The sequence below is a fragment of the Polyangium jinanense genome (genome assembly GCF_028435365.1).
Genome location: NZ_JAGTJJ010000042.1, coordinates 55,169 through 69,973, shown reverse-complemented (window position 1 = coordinate 69,973; position 14,805 = coordinate 55,169). Strand labels below are relative to the sequence as shown.

The following is a 14,805-nucleotide window of genomic DNA, read 5'->3' as shown; positions in this document are numbered from 1 at the left end:
TTCGCCGCGCCCGCGCGCTCGCTCCGTGCTCCGTGTGTCTCCCGGGCGCGGAGGAGGGGCATCGGTGGCGTTCTTGGTGGACGAACGGTGACGTCCCCGATGGCACGGCCCTCGCAAACGTCGATCTGACCGCCAAATCCGGGGGAAATGATGGCCGAACGGTTCACCCTGCCCGTCCTACCGCTGCGCGACACGGTGCTGTTTCCCGGGCTCGCGACGCCGATCACCGCAGGAAGGCTGAAGACCTTGCGCGCGGTGGAGATAGCGCTTCGCGCAGACGGGGAGGACAAGCGTGTCTTCGCCGTCGCGCAACGTGACACCTCGGAAGAGCCCACGGAGAGCAGTCTTTTCGCGGTCGGCGTGATCGGACGGATCGCCCAGGTCCAGCGTCTGGGGACAGGGCTCTCGCTCGTCTTGCAGTGCGAGCGCCGCGCCACGGCGCTGCGATACGTCACGGAGGACGGGATCCTGCGCGCGGCTTGCGTGGAGCTCGCCGATCTGCCTCGCCGCCCGGGGGAGGAGGCGGTCGTGCTCGCGCTCGCCCGCGAGGTGCGCGAGCGGGCGATCGAGTACGGCAAGCGCCGCGGTGCGCCGAAAGAGGCGCTCGAGCAGTTCCTCGGCGGCGTCGAGGATCCGAGCGCGCTCGCGAATCACGTCGCGTTTTACCTCGATCTCCCGGTGGCCGAGAAACAGGGCCTCCTGGAGACCTTGCGGACCGTGGAGCGGCTGCGCGCGCTCACGGTGCATTTGCATCGGCAAATCGGGATCGCCGAGACGCAGGAGAAGATCCGGACGACGGTGCAGGAGGAGCTCGGCGAAAGGCAGCGGGAGCTTTATCTGCGCGAGCAATTGAAGGCGATCCAGAAAGAGCTCGGCGAGGAGGACGAGGCGGGCATCGCGGATCGGCTGGAGAAGAAGATCGACGCGGCGGATCTGCCGATCGAGGTGCGCGAGGAGGTGCGGCGCGAGCTCGGGCGGCTGCGGCGGATGAGCCGGGAGACTTCGCCCGAGGCGCAGGTCGTGACGAGCTGGCTCGAATGGGTCGGCGATTTGCCGTGGAATCGGCGGACGGACGACCACGTCGATCTGGAAATGGCGCGGCAGATCCTCGACGAGGACCATTACGGCCTCGGCGACGTGAAGGACCGGGTGCTCGAGCTGCTCAGCGTGATCAAATTGCGCCTGAAGGGGCAGATTTCGGCGCCCGAGCGGGCACAGCGGGCGGCGCGCGGGCCGATCCTGCTCTTCCTCGGTCCGCCCGGCACGGGAAAGACGAGCATCGCGGAGAGCATCGCGCGGGCGATGGGTCGCAAATACATCCGCGTCTCGCTCGGCGGCGCGCGCGACGAGGCCGATATCCGCGGGCACCGGCGCACGTACGTCGGCGCGATGCCCGGCCGCATCCTGCAGGGCATGCGGCGCGTGGGCTCGAAGAACCCCGTCTTCACGCTGGACGAGATCGACAAACTCGGCGTTTCGTACCAGGGCGATCCGGCGGCGGCGCTCCTGGAAGTGCTCGATCCGGCGCAGAACGTGACGTTCGTCGACCATTACCTGGGTTTGCCGTTCGACCTTTCGGAGGTCCTTTTCGTGTGCACGGCGAACCTGCGCGAGGGCATTCCGGCGCCGCTGCTCGATCGCATGGAGACGATCACGTTTCCGGGATACACCGAGATCGAAAAGCTCGAGATTGCCCGGCGGTATCTGCTCCCGCGGCAGCGGCGTGAGTGCGCGCTCGAAGAGGAGCAGCTCGTCGTGTCGGACACGGCGCTGCTCGACGTCATCACGAGTTACACGCACGAGGCGGGCGTGCGGCAGCTCGAACGGGCGATCGGCTCCTTGGCGCGAAAAGCGGCCCATCGTATTGCGACGGGCGCGGCGCAGCGGGTGCTGGTCGAGACGGTGGCGGACGTCCGGGCGCTCCTCCGGCGCCCACGCATGCGGCCCACGACCGCGCTCGATCGAGACGAACTCGGGGTCGCCACGGGCATGTATTACACGCAGGAGGGCGGCGATATCATGCACGTCGAGGCGAGCATCGTTCCGGGCAAGGGCGAGCTCGCGCTGACGGGGCAACTCGGCGACGTCATGAAAGAGAGCGGGCGCGCGGCGCTGACATATGCACGCGAGCACAGCGCGGCGCTCGGCGTGCCGCGGGAGCGGCTGGAGGGGCGGGACATCCACGTCCACGTCCCCGCCGGCGCGATTCCGAAGGACGGGCCGAGCGCGGGCGTGACGATGGCGACGGCGATCGTGTCGGCGCTCTCGGGCAAACGCGTCCGGCGTGATGTCGCGATGACCGGGGAAATCACGCTGCGCGGGCGGGTCTTGCCGATCGGCGGCGTGAAGGAAAAGGTGCTCGGCGCGCATCGGGCGGGCATTCCGGAGATCATCCTGCCGCGGGACAATGAAGCCGAGCTCGAGGATCTGCCCGAGGAGGTGCTGCGGTCACTGCATTTCCACCTCGTGGAGACGCTCGACGAGGTGCTGACGATCGCTTTGCGCGCGGTGCCTGCGGCCGCCTGGCCGGTGGAGGTGGAGACGCCGCGGGCGGCGTGACGATCACTCGTCTTCGTTCGCCACGAAGACCTGCGTGGAAAAGCGGAGCTGGCCGGTGGGCGCGTCGCGTGTGGCGGTGAGCGTCAACGTGCTGACGGATTGGTCGCCGTCGAGGTCGCCCACGGCGGCGACCTCGACGCCCGTGGCGCCGGGGTCGGGCCCGCCGAGGGGCGGGCCGAGATATGCTTGACCCACGGAATACCGATATTGGTAATACGTCGGGTCATCGAGGCCGAAGCGGACGCAGCGCCAGCAGCACTGGTCGAAGTCCTTGCCGCTCAGGTTTTCGGGCTGGTATTTCCGGGCCGCGGGGACGTTTTGCGGCGCGACGCAGAGCATGGTGCCGCCGCATTCGGGGCACCAGGTCGTGGTGCTCGCCTCCGAGAGGCTGCCGAGGGGGAGGACCTCGCTCTTCGCGGCGCGCTCGGTGAGCATTGCAATGCCACGGGCGATGGCGCCGATGGTCTGCTTCGCTTCGCTGACCCTCGCCGCCGCGAGGTAACGCCGCACGCCGAAAATGGCGAGCGCTGCCAGGACGCCGATGATCGCGACCACGATCATCAGCTCGACCAAGGTAAACCCTCGACCCTCCCTCCGCCGTTTCATGTTCCTCGTTCCCCCGGAGAGCGCGCGTCAAGCACGCCACGTGCCATCCGCGTATCGTCCTTTATCCTGCGCTTCGATGCAAGAAAGCGGAGCGCGCCATCCGCAGGCGCTGCGGTGCGTCACGCCCCGGTGACGAAAAATGTCACCCGAAGGGCGAGGGGTGACCATTTCCGGCAGGGGGAACGTCATTTCGGATCCGTCGCGATGCACTCGCCCTCGCCGCGGAAATGCCCCACGGTGCGGGAGAGGTCCGTGACGAACGCGCCGAGGTCGTTCACGTCGCCAGCCGCGCCCGTGCCATAGGCGCCGTCCGCGGGATCGATGTCCACGAGCTTCTTGGCCGCGAGCTCGGCGAGCGTCACTTCGCCGTCGTTGTCCGTGTCCGCCGAGGCGAGAGCGTTGAAGCGCAACTTCGCGTTCGGCGATTGCAGGTCGTCGTAGAAGAGGTGATCGCCGTGGATCGTGAGCTCCACGTTGTCGATGCCGCCGTTCGTGATGAGGACGCCGACGGTCTCACGGCCGTCTTTCTCGCCTTTGCATTCGGTGTATGCCGTGGGCACGCCGAAGCCCCAGCGGAACGTCTTTTTCACGGCGCCCTGCGTGGCCTCGCCCTCGGCCCAGATGGCGTATTTGCTTTGTTTCATTGCGTCGAGGTCGGCCGCGGTCGCGCCGTCGCCGAGCTCGGTATCGCCCCCCGCGGGGCGAACCTCGAAGCTGACGTTCGTCCACGGTTTGGCCTCGAGGTCCTCGAACGTGACGAGCGGCTTGACCCCCGGGGCCACGTGATCGACGATTTTCGTGGTCTTCAGCTCGGCGCCGATCGCCCCGGTATCGTCGGCGATGCGCACGCCGCCGAGCACCACGAGGAATTTCGAGAATTTGATGCTCCAGCCGTCCTCGAAGTCGGACGCCGGGATTTCCTCCTCGATGTACCCCTCGCCCCAGGTCGTGATCGCCACGTCCCCCGTGCCCGCGGGCTCTTCGGCGCCGCAACCGGCGAGGAGCGCGGCGGCGAAGCAAAGGTGCGTCATTCCAGACAGTCGTTTCATGGGATTCTCCTCAAGGTGTCGAATACGCGAAGGTCACGGCGGACCCTTTTTTGAAGCCGCGCGTGATGGCACGGAAGGCCAGGCCGTCCCGCGGCAGGACCACGGGCGAACCGTCCGCGCTCTCCGGAACCGCGTCGAATTCGGCCTGATCGAGCCATACACTCGGCGCGATGTGAATCGTGATGGTGCCGTCGTTTTGCACGTCGGGCTCGCCCTCGAAGGCGCATCCTTCGAGGCGCGGCTCGCCGTAAGCGTCGAGGATGTCGGCGGCGTCGGCCTCGACGCGGAAGATTCGTGTCAGCGTGTCTTTCTGCGCCTCGCCTTCGAGCACGACGACGTGCCCCGCGAGCGTGTCCTTCGCGTCGCCCGTGGGCGCGGGCTCGTACGAGAAGCGGGCGGAGCGATAAAGGCCGGCCACGCCATCGCCGGGCGGGAGGTCCGCGGGGCCTTTCGCGAGGTCCACCGAGGACGAGACGAGCACCTGGCCCATCGCGTCGCCGGCCTGGTAATGGCCGGGGTGCGCGTGGGCCACGCCGAGGCCGAGGAAGCGTGCGAACGTATCGCCCGGGCGCGGTGGCGCGGCGGCGGCCGAGAAGATCGGCGCGCCATTGAAGTAATAGAGCGGGCCGATGGAGACGGCGGCGAGCGAGAGGCGGATCGACCAGCCGTAGGCATTGACGAACGGCGCGTCGATCCCGTCGTCGGCGACGATACGCGTCTGCAAGGCGACACGCTTGCCGCTCGTGGTTTCGGCGGGGCCGCAGGCGGAGGCGAGGGCGCCCGTGGCGAGGGAGAGGCCGACCAGGAAAAACCCGGCGGCGGAGGAGAGGCCCAGGCGAACCATGGAGAGCTTCATGTACTCCTCGGATTCTAGAGGTGGAGGGACAAGGTGCCCATCAAGGTGAGCGGCGCGCCGACCGTCACATGCTGGAGCGGAACGAGCGAAGGCGCCGCGCCGCGCGTGAAGCTCGAAGCGTAGGTGAACTGGCCGTCGTACCATTTCGCGTCGAGCAGGTTGTAGACGTCGAGCTCGATCTCGACCTCGCGCAGCCGCGCGCCGATCGTGGCGTCGGCGAGGAAGATGTCCCGGCCAACCTCGGCGAAACGCAAAGGCCGAACGCCGAGGTAGGCGAGGCCGACGCCGATCTTGCCCACGAGATCCCGACGGAAAAGGCGGGCGAGGCGAGGCGTGAGCGCGACGTCGGTGCGCGCGACGAGCTGGGGCGTGTAGGGGACGAGCGAGCCGATATCGGGGCCCGCTGTGAAGGATGCGCGGGTATACGTGACGCTGCCGCTCTCGACGATCCACGCGCGCGGACGGAGGACGAAATCGAGCGAAAAGCCGGTGCGCTGCGTGGCGGCGACGCGTTCGTAGGCGGTGGCCTTTTCGTCGAAGACGAGGTCGTCGGAGAGGCGGGTGTGAAAGACGGCGAGGTTCGCGCGCATGCGGTCGCCGTCGGCATAACGAATGCCCGCCTCGAAGGAGCGCACGGTGGTGAAGGGCGTGCGTTCGCCGTCGCCGAGGGTCCGGGCCTGCGGGGAGCGAAAGCCGTCGCCATAACTCGCGACCGCGTGCAGGCCCGGGATCAAGGTGACGTCGACCGTCGCTTTGCCTCCCACGCGCGCGCCCATGGCCGCGCGCGCCGCTCCCGCGCCTTCGCCCGTGGCGAGGTCCGTGACGCCATAAAAAAGCCCGTCCACGCGCACGCCGCCGCGGATCACCACGCGGCGGAGCGGCCGGAGCGAGGCGTCGACGTATCCGGCCACGTCGGCGGCGCGTGCGCGGGCATCGACGCGCGTTTCCATGACGCGATCGGTGACGACCGAGAGGCGGCGCTGCGATTGCTCGATCGTGTCGCCCCGGGCCTGGACGCCGATTTCGAGGGAGTCCTCGGGGGAGAAGATCGGCGTCTTCCGGTGGTAATGCGTGGACAAACCGAACGTCGTCGCCTCGTTGATCTGCTGCTGCGCGTCGCCGTCGACCGGGTCGAGGAGGAAGCCCGTGTAATTGGCGCGGAGCCGGAGGCCACGCGCGACGAAGTAGGGCGTGAAGGAGAAGCGCGCTTTGCCGCTGTCGTCATCGTGATCGAGGGAGAGGACGACCTGGATGCGGGTCGAGTCGCCGCCCTGGCGCGCGTCGTAGGTCGCGAATCGATCGACGAGGCCACGCTCGATGTCGTCGCGGCGGAGCACGCCCGGCGAGGAAAAACGCGCCGCGTAGGCCGAGGCCATCACGCGGGCCGAGAGGCTCGTGCTGATCGGAAAGACGTGCTGGGCGATCGCGGAGGCGCGGCGCGCGGCGCGCGAGGGGCCGAATCCGTCGGTGCTTTGCGCCTCGAAGGCCGCGAAGGTCGCTTCGGTCGTGCCTTGGGGGCGATACGCGAGGAAGAGGCGCCGCTCGCCGTAGGTGCCGAGCCCGAGGGACGAGGTAAAACCCGTCTCGGCGAGGCCGAGATCCATTTCGATGGTTCCCGCGACCGCGAAATCGCCCTGCCGCGGGTCGTAGGGCCCGGCCTTCGCGCGGACGCTCTTCACGACCTCGGGCATCACGAAATGCAGGTCGGCATAACCCTGGCCGTGAATGTTCGAGACCTCGTTCGCGGGCGCGCCCGCGACGCGGAGCTCGAGATCCTGCCCGTGGGCCGCGTCGAAGCCACGCAAAAAAATCTGATGTGCCTTGCCCTGGCCGCCGTGCTGCGTGATGAAAACGCCGGGAACCACGCGCAGGAGATCACTCGCCGTGCGATGCGGCGCCGCCGCGAGGACGTCGCGCTTTTGCACGACCTCGGAGGCGCTGCGCGGCGGGCCTTCGCCGCGAACGGTCACGGCAATCGGGCGCGGAGGCGGGGGCGGCGGCGGATGCGGATGCGAATGCGGGGGCGGATCCAGGAGGCCGGGCGCGGGTTTGTCCGCTGGTTTGTCCGGTGGTACCGCGGTCACGCCCTCGAATCGGGCGATCATCCGGATCCGCGCCTTCACGGGCGTTCCGTTCTGGCGCGCGGGCTCGAACGTCCACTGCGCCGCGGCGCGGAGCGCCTCGGCGTCGAAGGCCGGCGAGACGCTCGCCTCGATCTCGATCGCCACGGCGCGGCCGTCGGGGCCGACGGTGATCAAAAGCGGGACGATCACGTCGTGCGCCTCCGCGCGGCCTTCGGGCCACGTCGGCGCGGGCTGGCTCTTCGGCACGGGTGGCGTGACCTCGTCGTGCGCGCGCGCGGGCAAGGCGACGAGCCATGCCAGAAGGAGGAGGGACGAAGGGAAAAGGAGGCGCGGACGCAAGCGAGGATCTCGTCCCGAGCTGGTAGCACGAGCATTGCTTGTCGTGCTACCCATTTCGCGTCCTCGTGGAACGGCCGTTGGATCGGCCGGCAGACGTACGCCCGTGTCACGCCCCGGCTTCATGACGCGGCACGTAAGACCGCACTTGACCGGCCGCTTACCAACTGGTAGGGAAGTCCTGACCGGATGGTTCTGGCTCGATCTCCCGACCCCGACGTGCCGCGCGCCATCGTTGCCGCGGCGACGCGCCTCTTCGCGGCGCAAGGCTTCGACGCGACCAGCCTGCAAGCGGTGGCGGACGAGGTCTCGTTGACGAAGCAGGCGGTGCTGCACCATTTCCCGTCAAAGGAGCACCTGCGTCAGGCGGTCCTCGGCGCGATCCTCGCGCACTGGAATGATACGTTGCCGCGGCTCTTGCTCGCGGCGGCGGCGAGCGAGGATCGGTTCGAGGCGGTGTTTGGCGAGCTTTCCGGGTTCTTCGCCGCGGATCCGGATCGCGCGCGGGTCGTCTTGCGCGAGGCGCTCGATCGGCCTGCCGAGATGCGGAAGCTCTTGCGAGGGCCGGTGCGTCCGTGGCTCGAGGCGGTCGCGGGGTACATTCGCTCCGGGCAGGCCGCGGGAAAACACCACGCCGACGTCGATCCGGAGGCGTACGTGCTGCACGTGATGCTGTTCGTCATCTCCGCGGTCGCGACGGCGTCCGTGATGCAAGGGGCGCTCGACGACGACGCGCGCGCCCGCAGCGACAAGGAGCTCGCTCGGATCGCGCGCGCGAGCTTGTTTACCCCCGCCCGGCCGCGCGGCGGGGCCCTTCCGAAAAGGTGAATCCATGGCCAATTTCTTCACCGACAACGACGACCTGCGGTTCCATTTCGAGGAAGGTGTCGACTGGGCTCCGCTCGTGGAGGTGACCGAGCTCGGCTATCGAACCGAGGACGGCTTCAAGACGCCCCAGGAGGCCGTGGCCTTCTATCGCGAAGTCGCCGAATCGACGGGCGCGCTCGCGGCCGAGCAGATCGCGACGCGCGCTGCCGCGATCGATCGCGAGGACACGCACCTCGAAGACGGCGAGGCGATCGCCGGGCCGGCGATGAACCAGATCTTCGAGGCGATCAAGGCGGCGGAGCTGCACAGGCTGTGTTTGCCGCGGGAGCTCGGGGGGCTGAATGCGCCGCTGCTTCTGTATTTCCTCTCCGGCGAGATGATCGCGCGCGCCGACGTGTCGGTGATGACGCATCACTCGTTCCACGGCGGGATGGCGATGGCCATGCTCGCGTATTCGATCTACGAGGGATCGACGGCGCTCGACCCGGCGCGCGGGCGGATCGAGTCCACGCGTTTCGCGAGCGCGATCGAGGAAATCGCCCGCGGAGACGCGTGGGGCTGCATGGATATCACGGAGCCGAACGCGGGCAGCGACATGGCCGCGCTGCGCACGCGCGCGGAGCTCGGGGCCGATGGGCGCTGGTATCTCTCGGGCCAAAAGATTTTCATCACGTCGGGGCACGGAAAATACCATTTCGTCATCGCGCGGACCGAGGACGCGAAGAACCCGGACGATCCGTTCGCGGGGCTCGGCGGTCTGTCGATGTTCCTCGTCAAGGCTTATGACGATCTGCCGGATGGGACGCGCAAGCGGTACGTGACGATCGATCGGGTCGAGGAAAAACTCGGGCACCACGGCTCGGTGACGGCGGCGCTTTCGTTCGAGAACGTGCCGGGGGAGCTCGTCGGCAAGCGCGGCGAGGGATTCAAGTACATGCTCGTGCTCATGAACAACGCGCGCGTCGGCGTGGGGTTCGAGAGCATCGGGCTCGCGGAGTCCGCGTATCGCCTGGCGAAGTCGTATGCCGAGGAGCGGCGCTCGATGGGGAAGCCGATCGCGCGGCACGAGATGATCGCCGATTACCTCGACGAGATGCGCACGGACATCCAGGGGCTCAGGGCGCTCGCGGTGGACGCGGCGTACAGCGAGGAGATGGCGCAGAAGCTCGTGCTCTTCGAGCGATTCTCGGCGGGGCTCGGGCCGGCCGAGCGGGAGCGCGTGGCGCGCGAGCTGCCGCGGTGGCGCGCGCGTTCGCGCAGGCTCACGCCGCTCTTGAAATACCTGGCCGCGGAGAAGGCCGTGGAGATTGCCCGGCGCGCGATCCAGATCCACGGCGGCGTCGGGTACACGAAGGATTACGGCGCGGAGAAGCTTTTGCGCGACGCGCTCGTGATGCCCATTTACGAGGGGACGAGCCAGATCCAGGCGCTCATGGCCATGAAGGACACGCTGCTCGGTGCCATCAAGCGGCCGCGTGATTTCCTCGCGCGGATCGCGGACGCGCGGCTCGGCGCGTTGACGGGGAAAGACGAGCTCGATCGGCGCCTCGCGCGGGTGCAGGGGTATTCGCTTTCGGCGCAGCAGCACCTCCTCACGCGCACCGCGGCGGGCAAGCTGCGGACGCTGACGGTCGTGCCGTTTGCGTCCTGGCCCGACGCCTTGACGAAGGGCTGGGATCCAAAACGGGATTTTTCGCTCGCGATGTTGCACGCCGAGCGGCTCATTCGCCTCCTCGCGGACGAGGCCATCGCGGAGATTCTGGTCGCGCAGGCGAAAAAACATCCGGGGCGGCGGGAGCTTGCCGAGAGGTATCTCGATCGGGCCGAGCTCCGGGCGCGCGCGCTTCACGAGGAAATCACCACGACGGGCGGACGTATCCTCGCGATGCTCTCGCCCGAGGCCGAAAAGCAGGCCGTCGCCGCGGAGTAAAACCCATGGGTGTCTCGACGAAACACGTGCTTTCGCAGCTCCCGGTGCTGAAAGGAATGGGGCAGGCGGCGCTCGCGTCGCTCGTGCGTCGGCCGGCGAGCGGGATCGATCCGGAGCGGGGCGGGTGGCTGGAGGAGGAGATTCCGCCGCGGCCCGCGGAGCTCGTGCGCGATTACGTGCGGCACGTGGGCGGCGATCCCGCGTGGTATCGCGGACGCTTGCCGGCGCACATGTTTCCGCAATGGGGATTTCCCCTCGCGGCGCGGGCGCTCGCGGTGCTGCCGTATCCGCTGAGCCGCGTGGTGAATGCGGGCTGTCGGATCGAGCAACGCGCGATGTTGCCGGCAAACGAGCCGCTCCGCGTGCGGGCGCGGATCGATCGTGTGGACGACGACGGCCACCGCGCGCTCGTGACGCAGGTGATCGAGACGGGCACGGAGAGCGCGGGCATGGCGCTCGTGGCCGAGATGCGCACGTTCATTCCGCTCGAGAAGCGCGAAGGCAAGGAGAAGAAGGCGCGGCCGACGGTGCCGGCGGACGCGCGTGAAATCGCGTTTTCCCGCATCCCGGAGAGCGCGGGGCTCGACTTCGCGAAGCTCACCGGCGATTTTAATCCGATCCACTGGATCGCGCCGTATGCGCGCGCGGCGGGCTTCCGGTCGTGCATCCTGCACGGGTTCTCGACGCTCGCGCGGGCGGTCGAGGCCTTGAACCGGGCGCGGCTCGCGGGGGATCCGAGCCGGCTGCAAACCATCGACGTGCGGTTCACCCGGCCGCTCGTCCTGCCCGCGCGGGTCGGCGTGTACGTCGATCAGAATCGCGGGATCTGGGTGGGAGACGCCCATGGGGGCGGAAGTTATCTGGAAGGTCACTTCGAGGCGGAGAAGGGATCATGAGTGACGTTTTGCTCGAGATTGGTAGGAACGCCCGGGCGCGGGCGGTCGTGAATGCGCTTGGTTTGCCCATTCCGCTGCCGGTGCCGCTCCGGCGCGCGCGCGGGCCGTGGCGCGAGAGGCCCCTCGCGGACGCGAGTGTGGTCGTGGGCGCGTCGGCGGGCGCCGAGCTCGCGCCCGTGATTGCGGAGACGCTCGCGGCGGCGGGCGCGAATGCGTACTCGACCGGGTCCGATTCGATCGCGTCCGCGTTCGTGGAGCCGGGCGAAGCCTACGGCAGGCCTGCGCGCGCGCTTTCGGCGCTCGGGGACAACGAGCGTGTCGCGGGCGTGGTTTTCGATGCGACGGGGCTCCGGGACGTCGCCGGCCTTCGCGCCCTTTACGAGACGTTTCACCCGCTGGTCAGCCGCCTCGCGCGGTCGGGCCGCGTGCTCGTGCTCGGGCGGCCGAGCGGGAATGGGCCCGCGGCGGCGGCCGCGCAAGCCGCGCTCGAAGGGTTCGTCCGGAGCGTGGCCAAGGAGATCGGCCGCGGGGGCGCGACGGCGAACCTCGTGCGCGTGGAGAAAGGCGCCGAGGCGCGCCTCGGGCCGGTGCTTCGATTCTTGCTTTCGCCGCGATCGGCGTTCGTCTCGGCTCAGCCGTTCGTGGTCGATGCACGGACGAAGGTGTCCGACGAAAAACCGCCGTTCGTGCGGCCGCTCGAAAAGAAGGTCGCGGTTGTGACGGGCGCGGCGCGGGGCATCGGCGCGGCGACGGCGCGGCGACTCGCCGAGGAGGGGGCGCACGTCGTCTGTCTGGACAGACCGGGCGACGATGGGCCGACGAGCCAGCTCGCGCGATCGATTCAAGGCTCGGCGCTGCTCGTGGATCTCGGGGCGGACGATGCGACCGCGCGGATCGCGGATGTGGTGCGGGAGCTCGGCGGGCTCGACGTCGTCGTGCACAACGCGGGGATCACGCGGGACAAGACGCTCGGGCGCATGAGCGAGAAGCAATGGGACGAGGTGATCGGCGTGAACCTCGGCGCGGTCGTCCGGACACACGAGGCGCTCGAGCCGCTGATGCGCGAGGGCGGGCGTGTCGTGTGCTTGTCGTCGATTGCGGGGATCGCCGGCAACGTCGGGCAATCGGCGTATGCGGCCTCGAAGGCGGGGATCCTCGGGTTCGTCGCGGGGCTCGCGCCAATCCTGGCGGAGCGGGGCATCACGGTGAATGCGGTCGCGCCGGGGTTCATCGAGACGCGGTTGACGGCGGCGATCCCGGTGGCGGTGCGTGAAGCAGGGCGGCGCCTCGCCGCGCTCGGGCAGGGTGGTTTGCCCGAGGACGTGGCCGAGGTCATCACATTCCTCGCGAGCCCGGGGGCCGCGGGGATCACGGGGCGGACGGTTCGGGTCTGCGGAGGCGCGCTCATCGGCGCGTGAAGGGGAAATGGGGATGTCTGGAAAAACAGGGCGGCGGGCGGTGGTCGTGGATGGTCTGCGAACGCCGTTCGTCAAGGCATTCACGGATTTCACGAAGCTCGACACGATCGCGCTCGGCGTGGCCGCGACGCGAGGGCTTTTGAAGAAGGCGAACCTCGGGCGGCGGGACGTCGAGTCGATCGTGTGGGGCGGGGTCATCCTGCCGGGGACGGCGCCGAACGTGGGGCGCGAGATCGCGCTGGATCTAGAGCTCGATCCGGCCTGCGAGGCGATGACGGTGACGCGGGCGTGCGCGTCGGGCCTGCAAGCGGTGACGCTCGCGGCGGCGGCGATCGAGCGCGGCGAGGCGGACATCGTGATCGCCGGCGGGAGCGATTCGACGAGCAATGCGGAGATCAAGCTGCCGCAAAAGGTGGTGCACGCGCTCGCGCCGGTCGCGCTGGGGAAGGCCGATCCGAAGGCGATTCTCGGCGCGGTCGGAAAACTCGCGCCGTTCACGGACATCCTGCCGACGCGGCCGAAGATCGCCGAGCGGACGACGGGCGAGGTGATGGGCGAGGCGGCCGAGAAGATGGCGCGTCGAAACGAGATTTCTCGCGCGGCGCAGGACGCTTTCGCGGCGCGCTCGCATCATCGCGCGGCGGCGGCGATGGCGTCGGGGCGGTTCGACGAGGAGGTCACGCCGGTCGAGTCCGAAGGGAAATGGGTGCACGCGGATGGCCTCGTGCGCGCCGATACGAGCGAGGAAAAACTCGCAAAACTTCGGCCCGTGTTTGCAAAAGACGGCACGGTGACGGCGGGCAACGCGAGTCCTCTCACGGACGGCGCGGCGGCGGTGCTCTTGATGAGCGAGGAGAAGGCGCGGGCGCTCGGGTACAAGCCGCGCGCGGCTTTGACTTCGTGGGCGTACGTGGGCGTCGATCCGGCGGATCAATTGCTCATGGGGCCGGCGCTCGCCATTCCGAAGGTGCTCGACCGGGCCGGGCGCACGCTCGCCGAGATCGATCTCGTGGACCTGCACGAGGCGTTCGCGGCGCAGGTGCTCTGCGTGTTGAAGATGCTCGGCAGCGCGGCATTCGCGCGCGAGAGGCTCGGCAAGAGCGCGGCCGTGGGCGAGGTGGATCCGGCACGGCTCAATGTGCACGGCGGATCGATCGCGCTTGGTCACCCGTTCGGCGCGACGGGCGCGCGTATGGTGACGACGATGGCGAACGAGCTCGTTCGTTCGGACAAACGGACGGCGCTTCTCGGAATTTGCGCGGCGGGCGGGCTCGGGGCGGCGGCGCTGCTCGAGCGGATCGATTGACAGAGCGTCCCCCTCGGGACTAGGGACCGCAGCTCGCGTTCTTGGTGAACCAGTCCGCGAGCTTGCCGTCGGCCTCGACCTTGTCGAGCTGTTCGAGGATGGGCACGCGGCGGAATGCGCCGTCGTCCCGGAGCTCCCGATAGACACGCACGGCCGTCCGCAAGCCCACGACCTGGGTGGCTATCGGATCGGCGCGCGGGTTTTCGATCTGGTGCGCCGCGACGCCGAGGATCGTGTAGGCGAGCAGGATCGTCGCCACCGGGGAGTGGCTCTTCGGGTTCGGGCCGTCGATGTAATCGCGGAACCACGGGCAGAGCGTCACCTCGATGTCGGGGCTCGCCGAGGCCCACGCGACCGCGTTCGAGATGTGCTCGCGGCTCGCCTCCGAGAGCGGCGCCTCGCTCATCTTCTTGAACACGGTGGCGATCGCCAGAAGGCGCGGGCGCGGCAAGGATTCGCCCGGCGGGCCGAAGGGGTTTTCCGTGTCCCTCATCGCCTCGAGCTTTCTCTCCGCGGCCGGGCAGCCGTACATGTCGACGAAGACCTCGACCTCGCCGTCCGGACACTCGACGACGTACCTGTCGATGATGTGCCCCGTGTGGTTCGCGCCGACGTTGCCCGAGCGCGCCTGCCGCCCTTTTTCGGGATCGGCGCCGAGCGGCTGCGAACCGTCCTTGCACGTGTACTCCGAGATGAACGCGTAGCTGTCGACCGGGCCGCAGCGGGGCACCGGGTTCTCCTTGTCACGGCCGAGGTCCGGGTCCGTCGGGGTCCGCTTCGCCCTTGTCGTCGGTCTGTCCGAGCCCGCGTCCGTGCTTGCGTCCGCGTCCGCGGCCGTCTGCGGCGGGGTCGTTTGCGCGCCTCCGCCGCAGGCGATCGTGAACAGGGAGAGGCCGATTCCAGCGATGGGGAAGAGGAGTCGTCGGAGCACGGGGGA

Annotated in this window: 11 protein-coding genes; 6 read left to right on the top strand and 5 right to left on the bottom strand. The window is 68.9% G+C overall.

All coding sequences use genetic code 11. The annotated features are described in order from the left end of the window. Positions 1-147: 147 nt before the first annotated feature. Positions 148-2,559 (top strand): endopeptidase La, encoded by a 2,412-nt coding sequence (lon, locus tag KEG57_RS39910; protein WP_272420926.1) that lies wholly within the window; start codon positions 148-150, stop codon positions 2,557-2,559. Between the two features lie 3 nt (positions 2,560-2,562). Here lon and KEG57_RS39905 read toward each other — a convergent pair whose 3' ends face one another. The 4 genes from KEG57_RS39905 to KEG57_RS39890 all read right to left on the bottom strand — a co-directional run bounded on the left by KEG57_RS39905 (position 2,563) and on the right by KEG57_RS39890 (position 7,493). After that, entirely contained in the window at positions 2,563-3,165 is a 603-nt protein-coding gene (locus tag KEG57_RS39905) for a pilin (protein ID WP_272420927.1), read from the bottom strand. A gap of 185 nt (positions 3,166-3,350) precedes the next feature. Then, positions 3,351-4,214 carry a hypothetical protein gene (locus KEG57_RS39900; RefSeq protein WP_272420928.1) on the bottom strand — a complete coding sequence of 288 codons (864 nt, stop codon included), beginning with the start codon at positions 4,212-4,214 and terminating at the stop codon, positions 3,351-3,353. A 10-nt stretch (positions 4,215-4,224) separates the two neighbouring features. Beyond that, positions 4,225-5,070 carry a hypothetical protein gene (locus KEG57_RS39895; RefSeq protein WP_272420929.1) on the bottom strand — a complete coding sequence of 282 codons (846 nt, stop codon included), beginning with the start codon at positions 5,068-5,070 and terminating at the stop codon, positions 4,225-4,227. Positions 5,071-5,084: 14 nt separating this feature from the next. Next, the gene (locus tag KEG57_RS39890) at positions 5,085-7,493 is read right to left on the bottom strand and encodes a TonB-dependent receptor domain-containing protein (RefSeq protein ID WP_272420930.1); all 2,409 of its coding nucleotides are present in this window, start codon (positions 7,491-7,493) and stop codon (positions 5,085-5,087) included. 186 nt (positions 7,494-7,679) lie between these two features. Here KEG57_RS39890 and KEG57_RS39885 point away from each other — a divergent pair, with 186 nt between their 5' ends. The 5 genes from KEG57_RS39885 to KEG57_RS39865 are packed head-to-tail and all read left to right on the top strand — an operon-like array spanning position 7,680 to position 13,868. Next, positions 7,680-8,318 (top strand): TetR/AcrR family transcriptional regulator, encoded by a 639-nt coding sequence (locus KEG57_RS39885; protein ID WP_272420931.1) that lies wholly within the window; start codon positions 7,680-7,682, stop codon positions 8,316-8,318. 4 nt (positions 8,319-8,322) lie between these two features. Next, complete coding sequence (locus tag KEG57_RS39880) at positions 8,323-10,248, top strand: acyl-CoA dehydrogenase family protein (RefSeq protein ID WP_272420932.1); 1,926 nt, start codon at positions 8,323-8,325, stop codon at positions 10,246-10,248. Positions 10,249-10,253: 5 nt separating this feature from the next. Then, positions 10,254-11,144 carry a MaoC/PaaZ C-terminal domain-containing protein gene (locus KEG57_RS39875; protein ID WP_272420933.1) on the top strand — a complete coding sequence of 297 codons (891 nt, stop codon included), beginning with the start codon at positions 10,254-10,256 and terminating at the stop codon, positions 11,142-11,144. Then, positions 11,141-12,562, top strand: coding sequence for a 3-oxoacyl-ACP reductase (locus tag KEG57_RS39870; protein WP_272420934.1), 1,422 nt, complete (start codon positions 11,141-11,143; stop codon positions 12,560-12,562). The genes KEG57_RS39875 and KEG57_RS39870 overlap by 4 nt, the downstream gene beginning before the upstream one ends. A 13-nt stretch (positions 12,563-12,575) precedes the next feature. After that, positions 12,576-13,868, top strand: coding sequence for an acetyl-CoA C-acyltransferase (locus tag KEG57_RS39865; protein ID WP_276073216.1), 1,293 nt, complete (start codon positions 12,576-12,578; stop codon positions 13,866-13,868). Between the two features lie 19 nt (positions 13,869-13,887). Here KEG57_RS39865 and KEG57_RS39860 read toward each other — a convergent pair whose 3' ends face one another. Then, complete coding sequence (locus KEG57_RS39860) at positions 13,888-14,799, bottom strand: hypothetical protein (protein WP_272420936.1); 912 nt, start codon at positions 14,797-14,799, stop codon at positions 13,888-13,890. Between the last annotated feature and the right edge of the window lie 6 nt (positions 14,800-14,805).